This window comes from Actinomadura scrupuli (assembly GCF_050971785.1).
Lineage (GTDB): Bacteria > Actinomycetota > Actinomycetes > Streptosporangiales > Streptosporangiaceae > Actinomadura_E > Actinomadura_E scrupuli.
This window is the reverse complement of record NZ_JBPCCU010000001.1, coordinates 329,282-348,973: the sequence shown is the minus strand read 5'-3', so window position 1 is coordinate 348,973 and position 19,692 is coordinate 329,282. Positions and strand designations below refer to the sequence as shown.

General features: G+C 71.7%; 16 protein-coding genes. 2 read left to right on the top strand and 14 right to left on the bottom strand.

Annotated elements, in window-relative coordinates:
- Positions 1 to 55: 55 nt before the first annotated feature.
- From ACRYCC_RS01710 to ACRYCC_RS01685, 6 genes are all read right to left on the bottom strand, one after another.
- Positions 56 to 2,899: a hypothetical protein gene (locus tag ACRYCC_RS01710; RefSeq protein ID WP_433807919.1), complete on the bottom strand. Its 2,844-nt coding sequence runs from the start codon at positions 2,897 to 2,899 to the stop codon at positions 56 to 58.
- Positions 2,900 to 2,913: 14 nt separating this feature from the next.
- Positions 2,914 to 4,776, bottom strand: coding sequence for an HSP90 family protein (locus ACRYCC_RS01705; protein ID WP_433807917.1), 1,863 nt, complete (start codon positions 4,774 to 4,776; stop codon positions 2,914 to 2,916).
- A gap of 135 nt (positions 4,777 to 4,911) precedes the next feature.
- A complete protein-coding gene (locus tag ACRYCC_RS01700; RefSeq protein WP_433807915.1) occupies positions 4,912 to 5,892 on the bottom strand; it encodes a malate dehydrogenase in 981 nt (326 codons plus the stop codon).
- Between the two features lie 296 nt (positions 5,893 to 6,188).
- A complete protein-coding gene (locus ACRYCC_RS01695; RefSeq protein WP_433807913.1) occupies positions 6,189 to 7,412 on the bottom strand; it encodes an NADP-dependent isocitrate dehydrogenase in 1,224 nt (407 codons plus the stop codon).
- Positions 7,413 to 7,577: 165 nt separating this feature from the next.
- Entirely contained in the window at positions 7,578 to 7,898 is a 321-nt protein-coding gene (locus ACRYCC_RS01690; protein WP_433807911.1) for a DUF3017 domain-containing protein, read from the bottom strand.
- Complete coding sequence (locus ACRYCC_RS01685) at positions 7,895 to 9,034, bottom strand: citrate/2-methylcitrate synthase (protein ID WP_433807909.1); 1,140 nt, start codon at positions 9,032 to 9,034, stop codon at positions 7,895 to 7,897. The genes ACRYCC_RS01690 and ACRYCC_RS01685 overlap by 4 nt, the downstream gene beginning before the upstream one ends.
- Before the next feature lie 252 nt (positions 9,035 to 9,286).
- On the opposite strand from ACRYCC_RS01685, the gene ACRYCC_RS01680 reads away from it, so the two are divergent.
- Complete coding sequence (locus ACRYCC_RS01680; RefSeq protein ID WP_433807907.1) at positions 9,287 to 10,066, top strand: FHA domain-containing protein; 780 nt, start codon at positions 9,287 to 9,289, stop codon at positions 10,064 to 10,066.
- Between the two features lie 80 nt (positions 10,067 to 10,146).
- Here the strand turns inward: ACRYCC_RS01680 and ACRYCC_RS01675 are convergent, their stop codons facing one another.
- From ACRYCC_RS01675 to purN, 5 genes are all read right to left on the bottom strand, one after another.
- On the bottom strand, positions 10,147 to 11,001 hold the full coding sequence (locus ACRYCC_RS01675) for a bifunctional methylenetetrahydrofolate dehydrogenase/methenyltetrahydrofolate cyclohydrolase (protein ID WP_433807905.1): 855 nt from the start codon (positions 10,999 to 11,001) through the stop codon (positions 10,147 to 10,149).
- A gap of 107 nt (positions 11,002 to 11,108) precedes the next feature.
- Positions 11,109 to 12,011 (bottom strand): hypothetical protein, encoded by a 903-nt coding sequence (locus tag ACRYCC_RS01670; protein ID WP_433807903.1) that lies wholly within the window; start codon positions 12,009 to 12,011, stop codon positions 11,109 to 11,111.
- 132 nt (positions 12,012 to 12,143) lie between these two features.
- Complete coding sequence (locus tag ACRYCC_RS01665) at positions 12,144 to 12,311, bottom strand: hypothetical protein (RefSeq protein WP_433807901.1); 168 nt, start codon at positions 12,309 to 12,311, stop codon at positions 12,144 to 12,146.
- A gap of 365 nt (positions 12,312 to 12,676) precedes the next feature.
- A complete protein-coding gene (gene purH, locus ACRYCC_RS01660; RefSeq protein WP_433807899.1) occupies positions 12,677 to 14,245 on the bottom strand; it encodes a bifunctional phosphoribosylaminoimidazolecarboxamide formyltransferase/IMP cyclohydrolase in 1,569 nt (522 codons plus the stop codon).
- The gene (gene purN, locus ACRYCC_RS01655) at positions 14,242 to 14,850 is read right to left on the bottom strand and encodes a phosphoribosylglycinamide formyltransferase (protein ID WP_433807897.1); all 609 of its coding nucleotides are present in this window, start codon (positions 14,848 to 14,850) and stop codon (positions 14,242 to 14,244) included. The genes purH and purN overlap by 4 nt, the downstream gene beginning before the upstream one ends.
- Before the next feature lie 101 nt (positions 14,851 to 14,951).
- Between purN and ACRYCC_RS01650 the strand changes: the two genes are divergently transcribed.
- Positions 14,952 to 15,473: a hypothetical protein gene (locus ACRYCC_RS01650; RefSeq protein WP_433807895.1), complete on the top strand. Its 522-nt coding sequence runs from the start codon at positions 14,952 to 14,954 to the stop codon at positions 15,471 to 15,473.
- Positions 15,474 to 15,537: 64 nt separating this feature from the next.
- Here ACRYCC_RS01650 and ACRYCC_RS01645 read toward each other — a convergent pair whose 3' ends face one another.
- The 3 genes from ACRYCC_RS01645 to sucC all read right to left on the bottom strand — a co-directional run bounded on the left by ACRYCC_RS01645 (position 15,538) and on the right by sucC (position 19,620).
- Positions 15,538 to 17,391, bottom strand: coding sequence for a cell division protein PerM (locus tag ACRYCC_RS01645; RefSeq protein WP_433807893.1), 1,854 nt, complete (start codon positions 17,389 to 17,391; stop codon positions 15,538 to 15,540).
- Between the two features lie 157 nt (positions 17,392 to 17,548).
- Complete coding sequence (sucD, locus tag ACRYCC_RS01640; protein ID WP_433807891.1) at positions 17,549 to 18,436, bottom strand: succinate--CoA ligase subunit alpha; 888 nt, start codon at positions 18,434 to 18,436, stop codon at positions 17,549 to 17,551.
- Between the two features lie 2 nt (positions 18,437 to 18,438).
- Complete coding sequence (gene sucC / locus ACRYCC_RS01635) at positions 18,439 to 19,620, bottom strand: ADP-forming succinate--CoA ligase subunit beta (protein ID WP_433807889.1); 1,182 nt, start codon at positions 19,618 to 19,620, stop codon at positions 18,439 to 18,441.
- Positions 19,621 to 19,692 lie beyond the last annotated feature (72 nt).

The window sequence follows — 19,692 nt, the reverse complement described above, 5'->3', positions numbered from 1 at the left end:
CCTGATCACGGCGGGTGGGAGCGGGCTTGGGCCTGGGCTTGGGGTTGGGCTGCGTTCAGGTGCGCTGCTGGAGGTCGGTGCGCAGGTCACGGGCGGCTCCGGCGGCGTCGGCCTCGTCCAGGGTCTCGAAGCCCGCGATCGCCTCGTCGGCCCGGGTGATGGCCTGCCGCCAGCGCCCCAGGGCGCCGAGGAGGCGCGCCTCGTCGTAGGACACCAGCGCGGTCTCCCAGGTCAGCGCGGGCGCGTTGTCGGCGGGCAGCTCCGCGAGCCCGTCCCTGGCCAGCTCCATCACCCGCAGTCCCTCCTCGGCCCGGCCCGCCCAGGACAGGCACATCGCCTGGCGGCGCCGGGCCTGTACGACGCCGTACGGCTCGTCCGCCGCGGCGTGCGCCCGTGCGGCGGCGTCGAAGCGCTCGGCCGCGAGCGCGTCCTTGTCCAGCTCGCTCAGCAGGTCGCCGGCCGACCGCAGGAACTCGGCGGCGATCCCGGGGGCGGCCGTCTCCTCCTCGCCGGCCAGCAGGGTGAAGGTCTCCGCGGCCTGTTCCCGCTCACCGAGCTCGCGCTGCGCGTGGGCGAGCAGGAAACGGCAGCGGCGGGCCGCTTCGGGATCGCCCAGCTCGGTGAGCATCGGGACGGCCTCCTCGGCCACCTCCGCGGCCTCCAGGTGCCGTCCGGTGTTGAAGTACGCCACGCACAGGTCCCGGCGCGCGTAGGCCGCCTGCGGGTGGGCGCCCAGGGCCGTGAAGAGGGCGACCGCCTCGATCAGGTCCTCGGCCGCCTGGCCGTCCTCGCCGCGGGAGAGCAGCCAGCCGCCCCGGTGCGCGTACGCGGCCGCGCGCAGTCCCGGGATCTCGGCGGGCGTGTGGACGACGGCCTCGGTGCACAGCTCCCCGATGAGCTTCTGGGCGGCCTCGTCCGAGGGGTCCGACGTGCCGGCGAGCACCTGGGCGAGCGTCAGCGCCGCCTCCGCCAGGGGCCCCGGCCGGTCCGTCCCGCGATAGCCGTCGCAGGCCTGCCGGAGGGCCTCCGCCGCCGGCTCCTCCCGGCCGCCGATCCGCAGCAGCGTCCGGGCCCGCTCCAGATCCACGTCCGCGAGGTCCGCCCGCAGGTCCTCCGCGTCCCCGCCGGGAGTCCCGGCCTCCCCGGTCGTCAGCTCGGCGACGGCCTCGTCCAGCGACGTCAGGGCTTCGGCCCCTCGTCCCGTCGCGGTGTAGGCCGCGGCCAGCCGGAGCCGGGCGGCGAGCGCACGGCGGCGGCGGACCGCGTTCGCCCTCAGGTAGGCCTGCGCGGTCTCCAGCACCTGCAGTCCCTCGTCCTCCCGGCCGGACTGGCACAGCAGCGAGCCGATCCGGCTGAGGGTGGCCTGGCGGCGCTCCTCGTCACCGGCGCGCGCGTAGAGCCCGGCGGCCCGCCGCCACTCCCGCTCGGCGCCCTCCAGGTCACCGTCCAGCGCCCGTTCGAGCCCGTGCCCGTCGGCCCGGCGCCCGGCCCGCAGCAAGGCGGGCCCGGCCTCCGGCCCGGCGTCTCGTCCCTCGTCCAGGCCGGCCTCCGGCCCGGCGGGCCCTCCGGCATCCGGCGCGGAACCGGGTCCGGTCAGCTGGTCGAAGCGGCGCCAGGCGGCCAGTGCCGCGCTGGAGTCCCGGCGGTGCCACGCCTCCTCGGCGGCGTCCAGCCACCCGTCGGGCGTGACCGGGACCTCACCCTCTGACCGAACGGCGGCGGACAGAACGGCGGCGGGCTCACCGGCGAGGGGCTGACCGGTGAGGGGAACGGGCCCTTGGGCAGGCCGCCGGGCGTGCGGGGTCAGCGGCAGGTGGTCGGTCAGGAGCGGGGCGTCCAGCACGGTCCGGACCAGGCGGGTCTGCTCGGCGGTGCCGTTACGGAGGTCGAAGCGGGCCGCCAGCTCCAGGGCCCGCTCGGTCAGCTCGGTCAGCAGCTCCCGGGCGGTCACGGTGCCCGCGGGCCGGTCTCCGTGGGCGGGCCTGCGGACGACCACGGCGTCATGGCCGGCCTCCGTCAGCCGGCGCAGCACCAGCGCCCCACCGGCCGAGAACCACATGGCGGCCGACGGGGTGGGCGCGCGGTCGAGCCAGCCCAGATGCCGCTCCAGGATCTCCAGCCCGCGGACCTCGTTGCCGCTCTGCCCGCAGAACAGCAGATGGTCGCCGATCAGCGCCATGTCACTGAGGTGGGTGCGCAGCAGCCGGTAGGCCCGGCGATGCGCGTCCCTGGCCTCGTCCAGCCGTCCGGTGCGCAGATGGACCGGCAGCAGCTCGGTCAGGATGTCCTGGGGCTGCTCGGTGCAGCTGAACTCCTCCCGGAGCAGCGGCTGCGCGATGGTCAGGGCGTCCTCGTCCCGGCCGCGCCAGGTGAGATAGCGGACCTTGGCGCTCGGGTCACAGCCCATGCAGTCGGAGAGCTCGTCCCGCGGGGCCGCGTGCCACCGGGTGTACCAGTGGTCGGCCGCCTCGGTGTCGCCCAGGTGCTGGGCGACCCACGCCCGGCGCGCGTACACCGCGTGCAGGCTGTGCCCGCCCAGCCGGTAGCGCCGCTCCATGTCGTCGAGCACGGCGTACGTCCGGTCCAGCGGCACCTCGGGGAACTTCGTCAGCGAACTGATGATCCACTTGAAGTGCCAGAGCAGCCGGTGCTCGGCGCCCGCGTCGAACCGGCCGGGGTCCCGGTCGAAGTCGGCCAGGCACCGGCTGAAGGTCGTGAACGTCTTGGCCGGCTCACCGCCGTACTGGTAGGCCGAGCTCAGCTCCATGCGCACGCCGAACGCCAGGGACTCGTCCCGGTCCGCCTCCGCCCGCCGGAGCGCGTCCTCCATCAGGACCGTGCGCGCCTCGCCGTACGGCAGCTCCAGCGCCCGGCTCATGAGGTCATGGACGGTGGTCACGTGGCTCGCTCCACTCAGCTGTGCACGGCCCAGTCGAGGAGGCCGAGGAAGGATCGGTTCAGAACGGCGGTGTCGGCGGCGCGCAGGGGATGGTGGCCCAGCAGCAGCGCCTGGCCGTACAGCCCCTGGACGGCCAGCTCGATCAGGCCCTGCTGACCGGGCTGCCCGGGCCGGCCGTGCTGGGCGGACCGGCCGTCGCCGAAATGATCGCCGTCCTGGCCGCCCTGCCGGTCCTGAGCGTCGTGCGGGTCCTGGGCGGGCAGTGAGGTGATCCGGCGGGTCAGCGGGTTGCGGTGGTTGAGCACCAGTTGCGGCCGGTCCACGGCGGCGGCGCTGTTGAGCGCGCCGAGCACGTCCGACCACAGGTCGCCGGCCACGTCCCTGGCCTGCTCCAGTTCCGCCTGGTGCTCGGCGGAACGGCTGGTCAGATAGAGCGCCGGCAGGGAGGCCGGGTCGAAGTCGCGGACCACGACCTCGCAGCCGAGGGGGTCCAGGGCCCGCTGGGCGGCCGTCAGGAAGGGCCGCAGCGCCAGCTCGGTGCCGGGGTCCAGCACCCCGAAGTGGGTGGTCAGCTCGGCCGGGTCCAGCCGGCGCAGCCGGAGGTCCGGGTCGATGGCGGGCAGCCGCTCGATGATCTCGGCGTCGTACACGTAGCCGCCGTTGACCAGGCCGATGCCCTGCGCCCCGGAGACCGCCGACAGCCGGCGGTACTCGTCCACGTTGGTGGTGTAGCGGCCGTCGGCGTGCCGGGTGCGGAACTCGGCCAGCGTCATCGGGCCGGCACTGGTCTCGAACTCCAGCCAGCGGTAGACGATCCGCAGCATGTCGTCGTCCTGCACCGCCATCGCCTTGACGCCCAGCTGGTGCAGGCGCAGGAACGCCCGCAACCGTGCCGGGTCGGTCTCAGCCAGGCGCACCAGCCACTGCCGGAGCCGCTCGCCCAGGGCCAGCCGCGTGGACTCCAGCAGCTCGTCGTCGTACAGCGCCTCCCGGCTGGCGGTGGGCCGCAGCTCGCCGGCGTCCACCACGCAGCGTACGAAGAACGCCCAGTCCGGCAGGAGGCCCTCGACACCCTCGGCCAGCAGCATCCGCTTGAGATAGACGCGGTGCGAGCCCCGGCTCGTCGGCGTGACGGCCTGCGGCAGGACGAACGCGACACCGGTCAGCCCGGCCTCGGGGACGTCCAGATCGATCACGTCGAACGGGACGAAGCCGTACAGCTCGCGGCAGTAGGCGTCCAGGGCCGCCCGCCGTCGGCCCGGGTCGGGGTGACGCGTGCGCCAGGGCGGCCCGTCGCCGGTGATCTGCTTCCCGTCGACGCTGAGCGTCACCGGAAGGAGCGAGCCGTACGTCCGGGCGAGCTCGGTCACCGTCGCCGGGCTGACCCAGTCGGTGGCGCCGGGGCGCGGCCGCAGCGTCACCGTGGTGCCCGGCTCGTCCGGCTGTTCCCCGTCGCGCAGGGGCTCGACGCGGTAGCGGCCGTCGGCGAATCCGGTCCACCGCACGGCCGGGCCGCCGCGGGCCGAGCGGGTCACGACCTCGATCTCGTCGGCGACCAGGAAGGCCGACAGCAGGCCGATGCCGAACTGGCCGAGGAAGTCGTGCCGGGAGAAGCCCAGCTCGTCGCGCTTGGAGGAGCGGCCGATCGTGGCCAGCAGCTGGTGGACCTCGTCCTCGGTGAGGCCGATGCCGTTGTCGTGGACCCGCAGGGCCGCGCCGGTCTCGATCCGGACCTCGCCGGGTCCCGTGCCGCGGGCCGTGATCGCGTCGACGCCGTTCTGCAGCAGCTCCCGCAGGTAGACCCGGGGGCTGGAGTACAGGTGCCGGCTCAGGAGATCGACCACGCCGCGCAGATCGACCTGGAACGCCTGGTCCACGCGCAATGACCTCCTGATCAGCAAACGCAGCGAACCATCACCTTATCGGCGGTGAGGCCGGCGCCGCCCGCCAATATGGGGCCCGTGCGACGGCCACCGCCCCCCTGGAGGGCCGGTGGCCGTTGCGCTCGGGGCTCAGATCAGGCCGAGCTTGCGGACCGCCTCGCGCTCCTCGGACAGCTCGGCGACGGAGGCGTCGATCAGGCCACGGGAGAAGCCGTCGATCTCGAGGCCCTGGACGATCTCCCAGGAGCCGCCGGAGGTGGTGACCGGGAAGGAGGAGATCAGGCCCTCGGGCACTCCGTAGGAGCCGTCGGAGACGACCGCCATGGAGGTCCAGTCGCCCTCGGCGGTGCCGTTGACCCAGGTGTGCACGTGGTCGATCGCGGCGCTCGCCGCGCTGGCCGCGCTGGAGGCGCCGCGCGCCTCGATGATGGCGGCGCCGCGCTTGGCCACGGTCGGGATGAACGTGCCGGCCAGCCATTCCTGGTCGTTCACGGCCTCGGCGGCGTTCTTGCCGTTGATCTCGGCGTGGAAGATGTCGGGGTACTGGGTCGCGGAGTGGTTGCCCCAGATGGTCAGCTTCCTGATGGCCGAGACCGGCACGCCGGCCTTCTTCGACAGCTGGGCCAGCGCGCGGTTGTGGTCGAGGCGGGTCATCGCGGTGAACCGCTCGGCCGGTACGTCCGGGGCGTGCTGCTGGGCGATGAGGGCGTTGGTGTTGGCGGGGTTGCCGACCACCAGCACCCGGATGTCGTCGGCGGCACCGGCGTTGATCGCCTCGCCCTGGGGCTTGAAGATGCCGCCGTTGGCCTCCAGGAGGTCACCGCGTTCCATGCCCTTGGTGCGGGGGCGGGCGCCGACGAGCAGCGCGACGTTGGTGCCCTCGAACGCCTTGGTGGCGTCGTCGAAGATGTCGATGCCCTGCAGCAGCGGGAAGGCACAGTCGTCGAGCTCCATCGCGGTGCCCTCGGCGGCCTTGACCGCCTGCGGGATCTCCAGCAGGCGCAGGCGCACCGGAGTGTCCGGGCCGAGGAGCTGGCCCGACGCGATGCGGAAGAGCAGTGCGTAGCCGATCTGGCCTGCCGCACCGGTGACGGTGACGTTGACGGTCATTGCGTTCTCCTGCTGGTACGTGATCGAGCTCGGTGCCCGAGGGACTCCGGGGTGGTGAGCCGGTGCGAATGATCTCTCGTCGTCGAGATAATCGGCTGCCAGGCTATCGCGAGGTCTCCGCACCGGGTCCGGCAGGTACGACTCGTACCGGCCGTCTCAGCCGCTCGGGCCGCCCGCACCCGACCGTACTCCGTACGCGCGAAGGCCGCCCCGGAGACTCCGGGGCGGCCTTCGTCACATCTCTCGCCGTACGGGGCGCACCCGCGGTGGGCGCACCCGCCTCAGGCGGACTCGCCTCAGGCGGACTCGGAGATCTTCTTCTGGAGGTTGACGTCCAGAGCGTGCAGGAACTCCTGGGTGGTCAGCCAGGACTGGTCGGGCCCGACCAGCAGAGCCAGGTCCTTGGTCATCTGACCGTTCTCGACGGTCTCGACGCAGACCTGCTCGAGGGTTTCGGCGAACGCGGTGACCTCGGGGGTGTTGTCGAGCTTGCCGCGGTGCGCCAGGCCCCGCGTCCAAGCGAAGATCGACGCGATCGGGTTGGTCGAGGTCGGCTTGCCCTGCTGGTGCTGCCGGAAGTGCCGCGTCACCGTGCCGTGGGCGGCCTCCGCCTCGACGGTCTTGCCGTCGGGGGTCATGAGCACCGACGTCATGAGGCCGAGCGAGCCGAAGCCCTGGGCCACGATGTCGGACTGCACGTCACCGTCGTAGTTCTTGGTCGCCCAGACGAACCCGCCCTCCCACTTGAGCGCCGCGGCGACCATGTCGTCGATGAGCCGGTGCTCGTAGGTCAGGCCGGCCGCGTCGAACTCGGCCTTGAACTCCGCCTCGAAGATCTCCGCGAAGAGGTCCTTGAACCGGCCGTCGTAGGCCTTGAGGATGGTGTTCTTCGTCGACATGTACAGGGGGTACTTCCGGTCCAGCGCGTACCGCATCGTGGCGCGCGCGAAGTCCCGGATGGAGTCGTCGAAGTTGTACATGCCCATCGCGACGCCGCCGCCGTGGAACTTCGCGACCTCCATCTCGATGGGCTGACCGCCGTCCTCGGGGACGTAGGAGATGGTCACCGTGCCGGGGCCGGGGACCACGAAGTCGGAGGCGCGGTACTGGTCACCGTGGGCGTGCCTGCCGATGATGATCGGCTTGGTCCATCCGGGCACCAGCTTGGGCACGTTGGAGACGACGATCGGCTCACGGAACACCACACCACCGAGGATGTTGCGGATCGTTCCATTGGGGGAGCGCCACATCTTCTTGAGGCCGAACTCCTCCACCCTGGCCTCGTCGGGGGTGATGGTCGCGCACTTGACGCCCACGCCGTACTGCTTGATGGCGTTGGCGGCGTCGATCGTGACCTGGTCGTCGGTCGCGTCCCGATGCTCCATACCGAGGTCGTAGTACTTCAGATCCACGTCCAGGTACGGGAGGATCAACTGGTCCTTGATGAACTGCCAGATGATCCGGGTCATCTCGTCGCCGTCGAGTTCGACGACGGGACCCACTACTTTGATCTTGGGCATGCCGTTGCTGTCCCTTTCCTACCACCGGCCAGCAGTCCTTTGTAAAGGCTCACTGCGAGGCTATCCGAGCCCAGGAAAAGGTCTAGACCTGGGCTCCGCTACTCATTGAACACGCAAACAAGGGCATCGGGTACTCAAGGCCCTGGCCTGCGAGATCTTCGCGGGTCATCTCGGCGGCGGGACCACCCAGGCGACCACGGCGATTCCGATCGCGAAGGCGACCATGATCAGTACGTCCGTGCCCTTCTTGCGGGTGGCGAGCATGCCGACCTGCCGGTCGGAGAGCACCAGCCTGGCCAGCGCGCCCAGCAGGGCCGCCGCCGCCAGCAGCACCGACCCGCGCTTGAAGTGGTTCAGCGCGACCAGCACCAGCCCGGCGGCCACCCCGCACAGCACCAGGACATAGGGCAGCTGGGCCAGCCACCCGGCCATCCCGTGGCGCTGGGGCGCCCTGCGCCTCCTGCGGCGTACCTGCGGCTCGGTCACCCGTCCCCGTCCCGCTCGCCGATCGGCGTCCACTTCTGGTCGCGCTCGCCGATGTACTCGCTGTCCGGGCGGATCAGCCGGTTGTCGGCGTGCTGCTCGATCACGTGCGCCGTCCAGCCCGCCATCCTGCTGACCGAGAACACCGGGGTGAACAGGTCCGTCGGGATGCCGAGGTAGTGGTAGACGCTCGCGGCGTAGAAGTCGACGTTGGGATACAGGCCCTTCTCCGCCAGGACGATCTCCTCCATCCGCTTGGACATGCGGAAGTAGGTCTCGTCGCCGCTCGCCTCCGCGAGCTCCTGGGACATCTGCCGCAGGTGCGTCGCCCGCGGGTCCTCGGTCTTGTAGACCCGGTGGCCGAATCCCATGATCTTCTCTCCGGCGGAGAGCTTCGCCCGTACGGCCGCGTCGACGTCGGCGAGCGAGCCGATGGACTCGAGGGTCCGCATGACCTGCTCGTTGGCGCCGCCGTGCAGCGCGCCCTTGAGCGTGCCGATCGCCGCGCAGATCGCCGAGTGCATGTCGGACAGCGTCGCGGCGCACACCCGGGCGGCGAACGTGGAGGCGTTCATGGTGTGGTCGGCGTGCAGCACCAGGCATTCACCGAAGATCTGGGCCTGCCGCGGGCTCGGCGCGGTGCCGGTGATCTGCAGCAGGAAGTTGCCGGCGATCCCCAGGCCGGGGTCCGGGTCGGGGGCGCTGATCCCCTGGCGCGCCGCGTGGTAGCGGGCGACGAGGACGGGCTGCTGGGCGGCGAGCCGGGCCGCCTTGCGCAGATTGGCGTCGTGGTCGTTGGCGGCCTTGTCCGGGTCCTGGGCACTGGCCAGCGAGACGAACGTGCGCAGCGCCTCCATCGGGCTCTGGTAGCGCGCGATCTCGTCGATGTTGTCGACGACCAGGCTGTTGAGCTCGCGTCCGGCGGCCAGCTCGGCGGTGAGCGCGTCGAGGTCGCGCCGGGTCGGGAGGCTCCCCCGCTGGAGCAGGTGGACGCACTCCTCAAAGCTGATCTTGCCGGCGAGGTCGTGGATGTCGTATCCGCGGTAGAAGAGCCGACCGGCCTTTCCGTCGATGTCGCTGAGCGCTGTCGACGCGGCGACGACATCGGCAAGGCCCTTGGACGGTGAGGTGGGGGCCATGTGTTTCCTTCCGACTGTCGACCATGGAGTGTATCCGCGAGCGGCCGGGGCGCGCTCGTGTGGATCACCGGGCCCGCGCTCCTCCGGGGCCTCCGGCGAGTCGCCGGCGGCCCTTCCGGCGCGATCCGGGACGAATTCCGGGGCGACGAATCCCCTGTGCCGTCGGTCCTACCCGCCGGTAGGTGGGTGTGACCCAGTCGCGGCCGGGTAACCGTGCAGACAGGGGTCGCTAACTAGCTGGGAGGAACCGCCGTGGAGGGGCCGTTCATACGGATCGAGGACAGTGGCACGGTGATGCCGCTGCGCCCCGATGTCACGACGGTCGGACGAGGTCGCGGAGTGGACGTCCGTCTCGAAGACCCGAGTGTGTCCCGGTTGCATGCCGAGATCGTGCGGCGCGGTCCATATGTCTACGTCGTGGACATGGGTCTGTCTCGCAACGGCACCCGGGTCAACGGGCGCCCGATCGCCCGCCGAGTGCTGGAGGACGGGGATGTCGTCAGCTTCGGCACATCCCGCTGTCGGCTGGGGGGCATCCCCCGGGAGGAGGTCGACCCGGACGTCGAACTGCGGCGGGCGGTCGCACCCGAGCTCACCCGCCGGGAGGTCGATGTGCTGACCTCGCTGTGCAGGCCCGCGCTGTCCGACGAGGCGTTCGTCGCCCCGGCGACGGCGCGGGACATCGCCACCGATCTGGTCGTCACCGAAGCCGCGGTCAAACAGCACCTGCTGCGGCTCTATCAGAAGTTCCGGATCCCGGAGGGGGCCAACCGGCGCACCCGGCTCGCCAACGAAGTGATCGCGATGGGGCTCGTGCGGCCGCTGCCGCCGGTGCACGTTCCCCAGCAGGGCCGCCCGCCGGCGGAGGGCAGGACGACCGGCGAGCTTCGCCATCCGGCACCAACCTCAGGGCGTGCGCCCCTTCCCGGCCGTACGCCCGCCGCCGGCCGCACACCGGTGCCCGCACCGGCGTCCGGCCACGCACCGGCTCAAGGCCGTCCCGCGACGGGGGCGGGGCGCAGAGCCAGCTGAGCGTGTCCGGGGGTCGCACCGGCACGGGCAGCGCTGCCGGTGCGACTCCCGGGCCACCAGCCGGCACTCCGTGAGTCACCTCACGAGTGCGCGGAGTGCTCGGCGCTTTCCACGACGTTGGACAGCAGCATGGCCCTGGTCATGGGGCCCACGCCGCCGGGGTTGGGGGCGACCCACCCGGCAACCTCGTTGACCTCGGGGGCGACGTCGCCGGTCAGCTTGCCGTCCACCCGGGAGACGCCCACGTCCAGCACCGCCGCACCGGGCCGCACCATGTCGGCGGTGATCAGGCCGGGCACCCCGGCCGCCGCCACGACGATGTCGGCGGTCCTGGTGTGCGCGGCGAGGTCCCTGGTGCCGGTGTGGCAGAGGGTGACGGTCGCGTTCTCGGTGCGGCGGGCGAGCAGCAGGCCGAGCGCCCGGCCGACGGTGATGCCGCGCCCGATGATGGTGACCTCGGCGCCGTTCAGCGGGACCTCGTAGGCCCGCAGCAGGTGCACGATGCCCTTGGGCGTGCAGGGCAGCGGGCCCGGCTGCATCAGGGTGAGCCGGCCGAGGTTGATCGGGTGCAGCCCGTCGGCGTCCTTGAGGGGATCGATCAGCTCCAGCACCCGCTGCTCGTCCAGCCCCTTGGGCAGCGGCAGCTGGACGATGTAGCCGGTGCAGGCGGGGTCGGCGTTCAGCTCGGCGACGGCCCGCTCCACGTCCTGCTGGGTGGCGTCGGCCGGCAGGTCGCGCCGGATGCTCTCGATGCCGACCTCGGCGCAGTCACGGTGCTTCATCCCGACGTACGCGTGGCTGCCCGGGTCGTCGCCCACCAGCACGGTGCCCAGCCCGACCCCGACTCCACGCTCCCGCAGAGCGGCGACCCGCTTCTTGAGGTCGGAACGGATTGCCGCTGCGGTGGCCTTGCCATCCAGGATCTGTGCGCTCACAACCCCCATTGTCTCAGGTCCCGTCCGGGATCCGATCCGGCTCCGGCCGCCTTCTCAGGGCCCGGTCCGCCGGGCCCGATCCTCCCCGGTGCCGGGTCTGCTCAGACTCACGTCTTGAACAGCAGGACGTTGGCGATCTCGACGCCCAGCTCCCGGGCCGCGGAGTTGACCACGCCGGTGCTGCTGCCGACCGCGCCACCGTCGGTCCGGCAGGCGACCGCGTAGACCACGCGGGAGCCCTGCGTCCGGCTGAGCGTCCAGTATCCGACCCCGCTCCGCGGAGGGTTGATCAGCGGCGGGGAGGCCTGCGAGTTGGTGGCGTTACTGATCGCGCGGGCGTCCGTGCTGCTGTCGAACTGCATGATGTAGATGCTCACCCGGACCGACTTGCCGGGGTTGGTGTACAGGGCCCCGGTGACCGGGGCCGAGCACGGATGGGCCTTCAGCGCCTTGCGCAGCGCCGCGTTCGCGTACGACGTGCAGGAACCGTTCCGGGTGCTCAGCCGCGTGTAGGTGTTGCCGCGCAGCGCGGCCTTGACCGTGGGCGAGAGGACCCCGCTGAGGTCGGTCGGCCCGGCCGGGGCGGTGGGCGCCGGCGTGTAGGGGTCGGGGGTGTAGGTCGGCTGTGTGGGAAGGGTGGTCACCGTCGGCAGCGAGAACGTCCGCGCCGCCGGGCCGGCCTTGCCGCCGTCCGAGGAGAGCAGGACCGCCGCGGTGACGACGACCCCGAGCACGGCGACGACGGCGACGATGCCGATCACCCAGAAGATCGCCGCGTTGGAGTTCCGCGGCGGTGGCGGGTACTGCTGCTGCGGCGCGCCGTACGGATTGGCACCGTACGGTCCCTGTGGGCCAGGACCAGGTCCCGGTCCCGGGCCAGGTCCGGGGCCGTACTGGCCCTGGCCCGGCTGCTCGGGTCCGTAGGGTCCCTGCGGAGGCGGCCCGTAGGGATTCTGCCCGTACGGGTCCTGCGGATCGGGGCCGGAAGGCGGACCCTGCCACTGGCTCATCTGACTCCCCCAGTTCACGTGGATTCCCGGAGAGAGTACGGAATCAACCTCTGTCTCCGAAAGCGGACCAGAGACAATAAGTCGTACTAAACGCAGTGAACACGAGGTGTCACCCGATTACGGGCGCCTGGATCAGTCCTCTTCGGGGCGCTGCCGCCAGGCGATCAGCCGGTCGGTGACGTGCCAGCTCGCGTAGGAGGCGAGGATGGCGGCCAGGATGCCCGCCGCCAGGCCGATCAGGGGCCTCACCTGGTTGAGGGAGGTCGAGGTCTGCAGGACATAGGCCAGCAGGATCTCCACTGCGGCTCCTCGGGTCGGGCGCGCCGGACGGCACTCCAGAGGGGGGTACGGATCCGGGACACGGAAGACGAAATCGCCGCGGGCGGCCCTCGGCCGGCCAGCGAACGATCACCTACGGGAAGTCATGAGCGGGACTGCATGACCTCCGCGAGATTATCAGCAGAATCCCGCCAAACCTCCCATGATCAGCAAAAACGGCAGCTTACTGCCATCGAGCGCGCGCCGGTTGCCGGTGGTCTGCCAGCGGAAACACGGCTCTGCACGGCGTCCCGTACCGGCCAGGCCGCGTGCGCCCGGCCAGGCGACGCGCGCCCGCCCAGGCCGCGTCCGCCCGGCCTACCACCGGCCCCATCCACCGGCCGGAGTTAGTGGAAGAAGTGCCGGACCCCGGTGAAGTAGAGGGTGATGCCGGCCTTCTCCGCGGCGGCGATGACCTCGTCGTCACGGATCGAGCCGCCGGGCTCCACGATGGCGCGCACCCCCGCCGAGGTGAGCACCTCCAGGCCGTCCGGGAACGGGAAGTACGCGTCCGAGGCACCCACCGAGGAAGCGGCCCGCTCGCCCGCACGGGACACCGCCAGCCGGGCCGAGTCGACCCGGTTGACCTGGCCCATGCCGACGCCGACCGTGGCCCCGCCGGCGGCCAGCAGGATCGCGTTCGACTTGACCGAGCGGCACGCCTTCCAGGCGAAGGCCAGGTCGCGCAGGGTCGCCTCGTCGGCGGCCTGGCCGGCCTTCAGCTCCCAGCCGTCGGGGTCGTCGCCGGGGGCGTCCACCCGGTCCACGGTCTGCAGCAGCAGGCCGCCGTCGATGCGCCGGAACTCGGCGGTGTTCGCCGGGCCCTCGGGGCAGCGCAGCAGCCGGATGTTCTTCTTCTGCGTGAGGATCCGGACCGCCTCGGGCTCGAAGTCCGGGGCGACGACGACCTCGGTGAAGATGTCGGCGACCTGGGCGGCCATCTCCCCGGTGACCGGCCGGTTGACCGCGATCACCCCGCCGTAGGCGGAGACGGGGTCACAGGCGTGCGCCCTGCGGTGCGCCTCGGCGACGTCCGCCCCGATCGCGATCCCGCACGGGTTGGCGTGCTTGATGATCGCCACACAGGGGTCGGCGAAGTCGTAGGCCGCCCGCCGGGCCGCGTCGGAGTCGACGTAGTTGTTGTACGACATCTCCTTGCCGTGCAGCTGTTCGGCGTCCGCCAGCGCCGAGGCCGCCGGCCGGCCGGAGTCGGTGTACAGCGCGGCCCGCTGGTGCGGGTTCTCGCCGTACCGCAGCACCGCCGAGCGCTGCCAGGTCGCGCCCAGGAAGTCCGGCCACTGCGCCTCGGCGGCGGTCTCGTCCGGGGCGTGCACATTGGCGAACCAGGAGGCGACCGCGACGTCGTACGACGCGGTGTGGGCGAAGGCCAGCGCCGCCAGCCGGCGGCGCTCCTCCAGGGTGAAGCCGCCCGCCCGCACGGCCGTGAGCACGGCGTCGTACGAGGCCGGATCGACGACGACGGCGACGGAGGCGTGGTTCTTGGCGGCGGCCCGCACCATCGTGGGCCCGCCGATGTCGATCTGCTCGACGCACTCGTCCGGATCGGCGCCGGAGGCGACGGTGGCGGTGAAGGGGTAGAGGTTCACGATCGCCAGGTCGAAGGGCTCGACGTGCAGGTCCTCGAGCTGCTGCAGGTGATCGTCCTTGCGCCGGTCGGCGAGCAGGCCCGCGTGCACCTTCGGGTGCAGGGTCTTGACCCGGCCGTCCAGGCACTCGGGGAAGCCGGTGAGCTTCTCCACCCGCATGACGGGGACCCCCGCCGAGGCGATGCGCTCCGCGGTCGACCCGGTGGACACGATCTCGACACCCGCGGCGTGCAGCCCCTGGGCGAGCTCCTCGAGCCCCGTCTTGTCGTACACGCTGATCAGCGCCCGCTTGATCCCGATACGGCTCACTTGCCGATCCTCACCTTCCGGTCGTCAAACGTCCATCCCTCGCGGGCCAGGCGACCCACGGTCCGCACGAACAGCGGATTCTCCACGGCCTTGATCCGCTCGTGCAGCGAGCTCTCGTCGTCCTCGTCACGGACCGGCACCGCCTCCTGGGCGATGATCGGCCCGGTGTCCACCCCGTCGTCGACGAAGTGCACCGTGCAGCCGCTCAGCTTGGCGCCGTACGCCAGCGTGTCCCGGACCGCGTGGGCGCCGGGGAAGGAGGGCAGCAGCGCCGGGTGGGTGTTGACCGTACGGCCGCCGAACCGGTCCAGGAAGCTCTTGCCGAGGATCTTCATGAAGCCGGCCGAGACGACCAGGTCGGGCCGGTGGGCCGTGACGGCCTCGGTCAGGGCCGCGTCCCAGTCCGCGCGGGTGGCGTGATCGGCGACCCGCACCACGAAGGTCGGCAGCCCGGCCCGCTCCGCACGGGCGAGCCCCTCGATGTCATGACGGTCCGCGCCGACGGCGACGATCCGCGCACCGTAGGCTGGATCTGCGCACGCGTCGAGCAGCGCCTGTAGGTTGGTCCCCGCGCCGGAGACGAGCACGACAAGCCGGGCGGACACCGTGACTCCCTTGCGATGGACGAGTACAGAAAGCCTATCGGCACTGCTCCGGCGCAGTTCACGCGACACCGCAGACCGATTCGACGTGGGGAGCAATCAGGGTGAGTGAGGAGCCGGGGCAGGAACCGCGGGTGCGGCTTGACGCTCCGGGCGAGCAACTTGACGCTCCGGGCGAGAAAGAGGCGGGGCAGGGCACCAATCCCATGCAGACGCTCCAGCCGGGCCCCGAGGGCGATCCTCAGGTCACCCGGACGGGCCGCCGCGCGCTGTGGCTCGGGATCGTCGCGATGGTCATGGCGATCATCGTCGCCTACCTGGGCGTGGTGATGGCCGTCGTCGCCCTCTACGTGGGCATCCGTACGCTGCGTGCGGCGCGGCGGACCCGGTCCCGGGCACCCGGCGCGGTGCCCGGCATCGTGCTGGCGTCGATCGCCCTGGTGATCTCCATCATCGGGATGGCCTTCCAGATCTTCTTCTGGAACGAGCTGCAGACCTACAGCAAGTGCATGTCCGCGGCCAACACGATCAGCGACGAGCACGAGTGCAAGGACGCCTTCGCGCGGGACTTCGAGAAGAAGCTGCACCTGCCGAAGGGCAGCTTCAAGGGCAGCAGCTACCTGTGACGCCTCACCGGCGGATGCCTGACCGATCGACGCCTCACCGGTCGACGTCTCACCGATCGACGCCTCACCGGTCGCGGTCGGGCTGCTCCGGCCGCAGCACATGGATGGTCGCGCCCTGATCGTCTGACTGGCCACTGGGCGGGGGCGTCTCCGAGACCCAGTCCGGCAGTCCTCCCTCGTCATCGCCGTCCTCGTCGAACCGGACCGGACGCGGCTGCCTGCGCGGCGCCAGCACCGGCTCCGGATCGACGAACTGCAGCCGGGAGGGCGCCGGAGCCGGCCGCGCGGCCGCCTGGGGCTCCCGCACCGGCGGCGGGGCCGGCTCGGCCGCAGCCCTGCGCCGTCGTCTCAGCCGGCTCCAGATCCCGCCCCGGGTGGTGGTCCCCGACCCGGTCCCGGTCGCGCTCCCGCCGGTGGCCCTGCCCTCGGTTCTGGCCTTGGCGCCGGTCTCGGCCCTGGCGGTCTCCGGCTCGGTTCCGGTCTCGGGCATGGCCGGGTCGGCCTGCGTCGTGTCGGCCTGCGCGGTGCCGATCTGCGTGGTGTCGGCCCGCTCGGCCCCCTCGGCCGGGGCCGGCCGCCGCAGCAGCGCCCAGTTGGTGATCCATGCGGCGATGGCGGCCGAGACGCCCACCTCCAGCGCCGCCATCAGCCCGACCTGCCAGGCGGAGGGTCCCATGGTGATCATCCGGCCCCCGCCCAGCGGGCCACCCGCCAGCGCCGCCAGCACGGCGGTGAGGCAACCGGTCAGCGCACCCGACAAGAACCCCCACAGCGGCGCGGCCTCGTACACCGGACTGGGCATGGAGCGGATCGTGAGCACTCCCCCGGCGGCCCCGGCCACGAACGGCATGGCGAGCGCGATCAGTGACAGGGCGGGCGCGGGCCCCGGCTCGGGCAGCGCGGCCAGCGGCGGGAAGGCGGGGACCGCCCCGAGCAGCACCCCGGTCGGCGAGACGGTGGTGCCCGCGCCGACCGAGAAGCCCGGGCCGATGGTGTAGGCCATGCCCCAGATCACCACGTTGGGCAGATAGACCAGCTCGACGAGCAGCAGCAGGATGCCGCCCACCACCCCCGGCGCGAGCAGGTCGTAGAGGTCCTTCACGTCGTTGAAGCGCACGGCCAGTGAGATGCCGACCAGGACGGCCCCGGATCCGAGCAGCACCGCGGTGGAGGCGACCACTCCCATGACCATCGACCTCGGCCGTTCGGGCAGCAGCCGGAGCAGCGCGCCCAGCCCCGACCGGACCTTGCCCCGGGTGGCCACCAGCGCCCGGGCCGCTCCCAGACCGCCCGCCACGAAGGCCAGCATGAAGCACACCACCAGGGCCTGCCAGGCCGACGGCCGGACCACCGGGGAGCGGACGGCGAGGGCCAGCAGAGCCGCCAGAGCCGCGTACGGCCCGGCCAGGCCGAGCGCCACGTGGATGACCCCGATGCGACGGCGGGCCTGGATCTCGGCGGCCCGGATCATCCAGCCGCCGCTGCGGTAGAGCAGCACCCCGGGCAGCACGGTCAGGCCGAGCGGCAGCAGGCCCACCCGCCCGCTCTCCACCCAGAATCCGGCGTGGTGGGCCACCAGCCAGAAGTTGACCGCCGTGCGGAAGACGCCGGGCAGCCCGGGGCCGAGAGCGGTCCGCGGAGCGGCGATCCAGCCGACGAGCGTGATCGTGGTGAGCACCGCCAGCCCGATGCCGATGGACCAGGCCGCCGCCACCAGCCCGGTCACCGCCAGCGGCCGTGCCCCGTCCGCACCCCTGGGCGGCGCCGGCTTCGGCGGCACCGGCTTGGGGGGCGCGGATTTGGCAGGCGCGGGCTTGGGACGCACGGGCTTGCCGGGCACCGGCTTGGCGGGCGCGGCTTTGGACGGTACGGCCGCCTTCGGGGCACCGGGGGCCTTGGGGGTCGTCGCGTCGCTCACGCTCTCATGCTGGCAGCCCGGACGGTCCCGCCCCCGCCTGACGCCCGGCGTGTCGCCCTTCGCGTCAGATGTTCACGATGGGCGTGTGCGGAGGGGGCCGATGGCCGGACACGCGAACGGGCCGCCCCGGAGGACGGCCCGCTCACGTACCCGCTGTTCAGAGGTTCTGCATGATCTCGCGCATGAGGCGGGCGGTCTCGCTCGGGGTCTTGCCGACGCGGACGCCGACCTTCTCCAGCGCCTCCTTCTTGGCCTGCGCCGTCCCCGCCGAGCCGGACACGATCGCACCCGCGTGGCCCATGGTCTTGCCCTCGGGGGCGGTGAACCCGGCGACGTAGCCCACGACCGGCTTGGTGACGTGCGCCGCGACGTAGTCGGCGGCGCGTTCCTCGGCGTCACCGCCGATCTCACCGATCATCACGATCGCGTCGGTGTCGGGGTCGTCCTGGAAGGCCTGCAGGGCGTCGATGTGCGTGGTGCCGATGATCGGGTCGCCACCGATGCCGACCGCGGTGGAGAAACCGATGTCGCGCAGCTCGTACATCATCTGGTAGGTCAGCGTCCCCGACTTCGAGACCAGCCCGATCCGGCCCGGCGTGGTGATGTCGGCCGGGATGATGCCCGCGTTGGACTTGCCCGGCGAGGCGATACCGGGGCAGTTCGGCCCGATGATCCGGGTCGCGTTGCCCTTCTCCGAGGCGTACGCCCAGAACCAGGCGGAGTCGTGCACCGGCACGCCCTCGGTGATGACGACGCACAGGCCGATCGCCGCGTCGATCGCCTCGACGACGGCGTCCTTGGTGAACTTCGGCGGCACGAAGACCACCGAGACGTCCGCGCCGGTCTGCGCCATCGCCTCGGCGACGGTGCCGAAGACGGGCAGGTCCTTGCCCTCGAAGTTCACGCTCTGCCCGGCCTTGCGGGCGTTGACCCCGCCGACCACGTCGGTGCCGGCCCGCAGCATCCGCGCGGTGTGCTTGGAGCCTTCGGAGCCGGTCATCCCCTGGACGATGACCTTGCTGTTGTCAGTGAGCCAGATGGCCATGCTCATGCACCTGCCGCTGCGAGTTCGGCGGCGCGCTTGGCCGCTTCGTCCATCGTGTCTACCCGCTCGACGCCCGGGAGCGCGGCGTCGGAGAGGATCTGACGCCCGAGTTCGGCGTTGTTGCCGTCCAAGCGTACGACGAGAGGCCGGTCGACGGTCTCTCCCCGGTCGGACAGAAGCTGGTACGCGGAGACGATGCCGTTGGCGACCGCGTCGCAGGCGGTGATGCCGCCGAAGACGTTGACGAACACCGACTTGACCGACGGGTCCGACAGCACGATCTCCAGCCCGTTGGCCATCACCTCCGCCGACGCGCCGCCGCCGATGTCGAGGAAGTTCGCGGGCTTCTGCCCGTTGAACTCCTCACCCGCGTAGGCGACGACGTCCAGCGTGGACATGACCAGGCCGGCGCCGTTGCCGATGATGCCGACGGTGCCGTCCAGCTTGACGTAGTTGAGGTCCTTGGCCTTGGCGGCGGCCTCCAGCGGGTCGGCGGACGCCTTGTCCTCCAGCGCCTCGTGGCCCTCCTGGCGGAAGGAGGCGTTGTCGTCCAGGGTGACCTTGCCGTCCAGCGCCACCACCCGGTCGTCGGCGGTCAGGATCAGCGGGTTGACCTCGACCAGCGTGGCGTCCTCGTCCACGAAGACGGCCCACAGGCGCTCGATCAGCTCCGCGGCCCCGTCGAGGGCCTCCTCCGGCAGCCGGCCCGCGACCGCGATCTCCCGCGCCTTGGCCCGGTCGACGCCCTCCAGCGCCGAGATCGGGATCAGGCCCAGCTTCTCGTGCGGCACGTCCTCGATCTCCATGCCGCCCTCGACCGAGCAGATCGACAAGAACGTCCGGTTGGCACGGTCGAGCAGGAACGAGAAGTAGTACTCCTGCTTGATCGCGCTACCCTGCTCGATCAGCACCTTGTGGACCGTGTGGCCCTTGATGTCCATACCGAGGATCCGGTCGGAGAGCTCTACCGCCTCGTCCGCCGAATCCGCCAGCTTCACACCGCCGGCCTTACCGCGCCCACCGGTCTTCACCTGGGCCTTCACTACGACCTTCGAGCTTCCCCCGGCGATGAGTTCCGCCGCGATCGCCCGTGCTTCCTGGGGAGTATGGGCGACCTTGCCGGCAGGCACCGGCAGCCCATACTCGGCGAACAGTTCCTTCGCCTGGTGTTCGAACAGGTCCACGAGGGTTTCGTCCTTAACGGATCGACAGCCAAAGACCGCTCCATTGGCCACGTGTACAGAGCGCGTGTCACG

What these genes read in the sequence shown, in the direction of transcription:
- ACRYCC_RS01695 (WP_433807913.1), bottom strand. Translation starts at nt 7,412, where the DNA reads ATGCCCAAGATCAAAGTAGTGGGTCCCGTCGTCGAACTCGACGGCGAC.
- ACRYCC_RS01700 (WP_433807915.1), bottom strand. Translation starts at nt 5,892, where the DNA reads ATGACCGTCAACGTCACCGTCACCGGTGCGGCAGGCCAGATCGGCTAC.
- ACRYCC_RS01670 (WP_433807903.1), bottom strand. Translation starts at nt 12,011, where the DNA reads ATGAGCCAGTGGCAGGGTCCGCCTTCCGGCCCCGATCCGCAGGACCCG.
- sucD (WP_433807891.1), bottom strand. Translation starts at nt 18,436, where the DNA reads ATGGCCATCTGGCTCACTGACAACAGCAAGGTCATCGTCCAGGGGATG.
- ACRYCC_RS01685 (WP_433807909.1), bottom strand. Translation starts at nt 9,034, where the DNA reads ATGGCCCCCACCTCACCGTCCAAGGGCCTTGCCGATGTCGTCGCCGCG.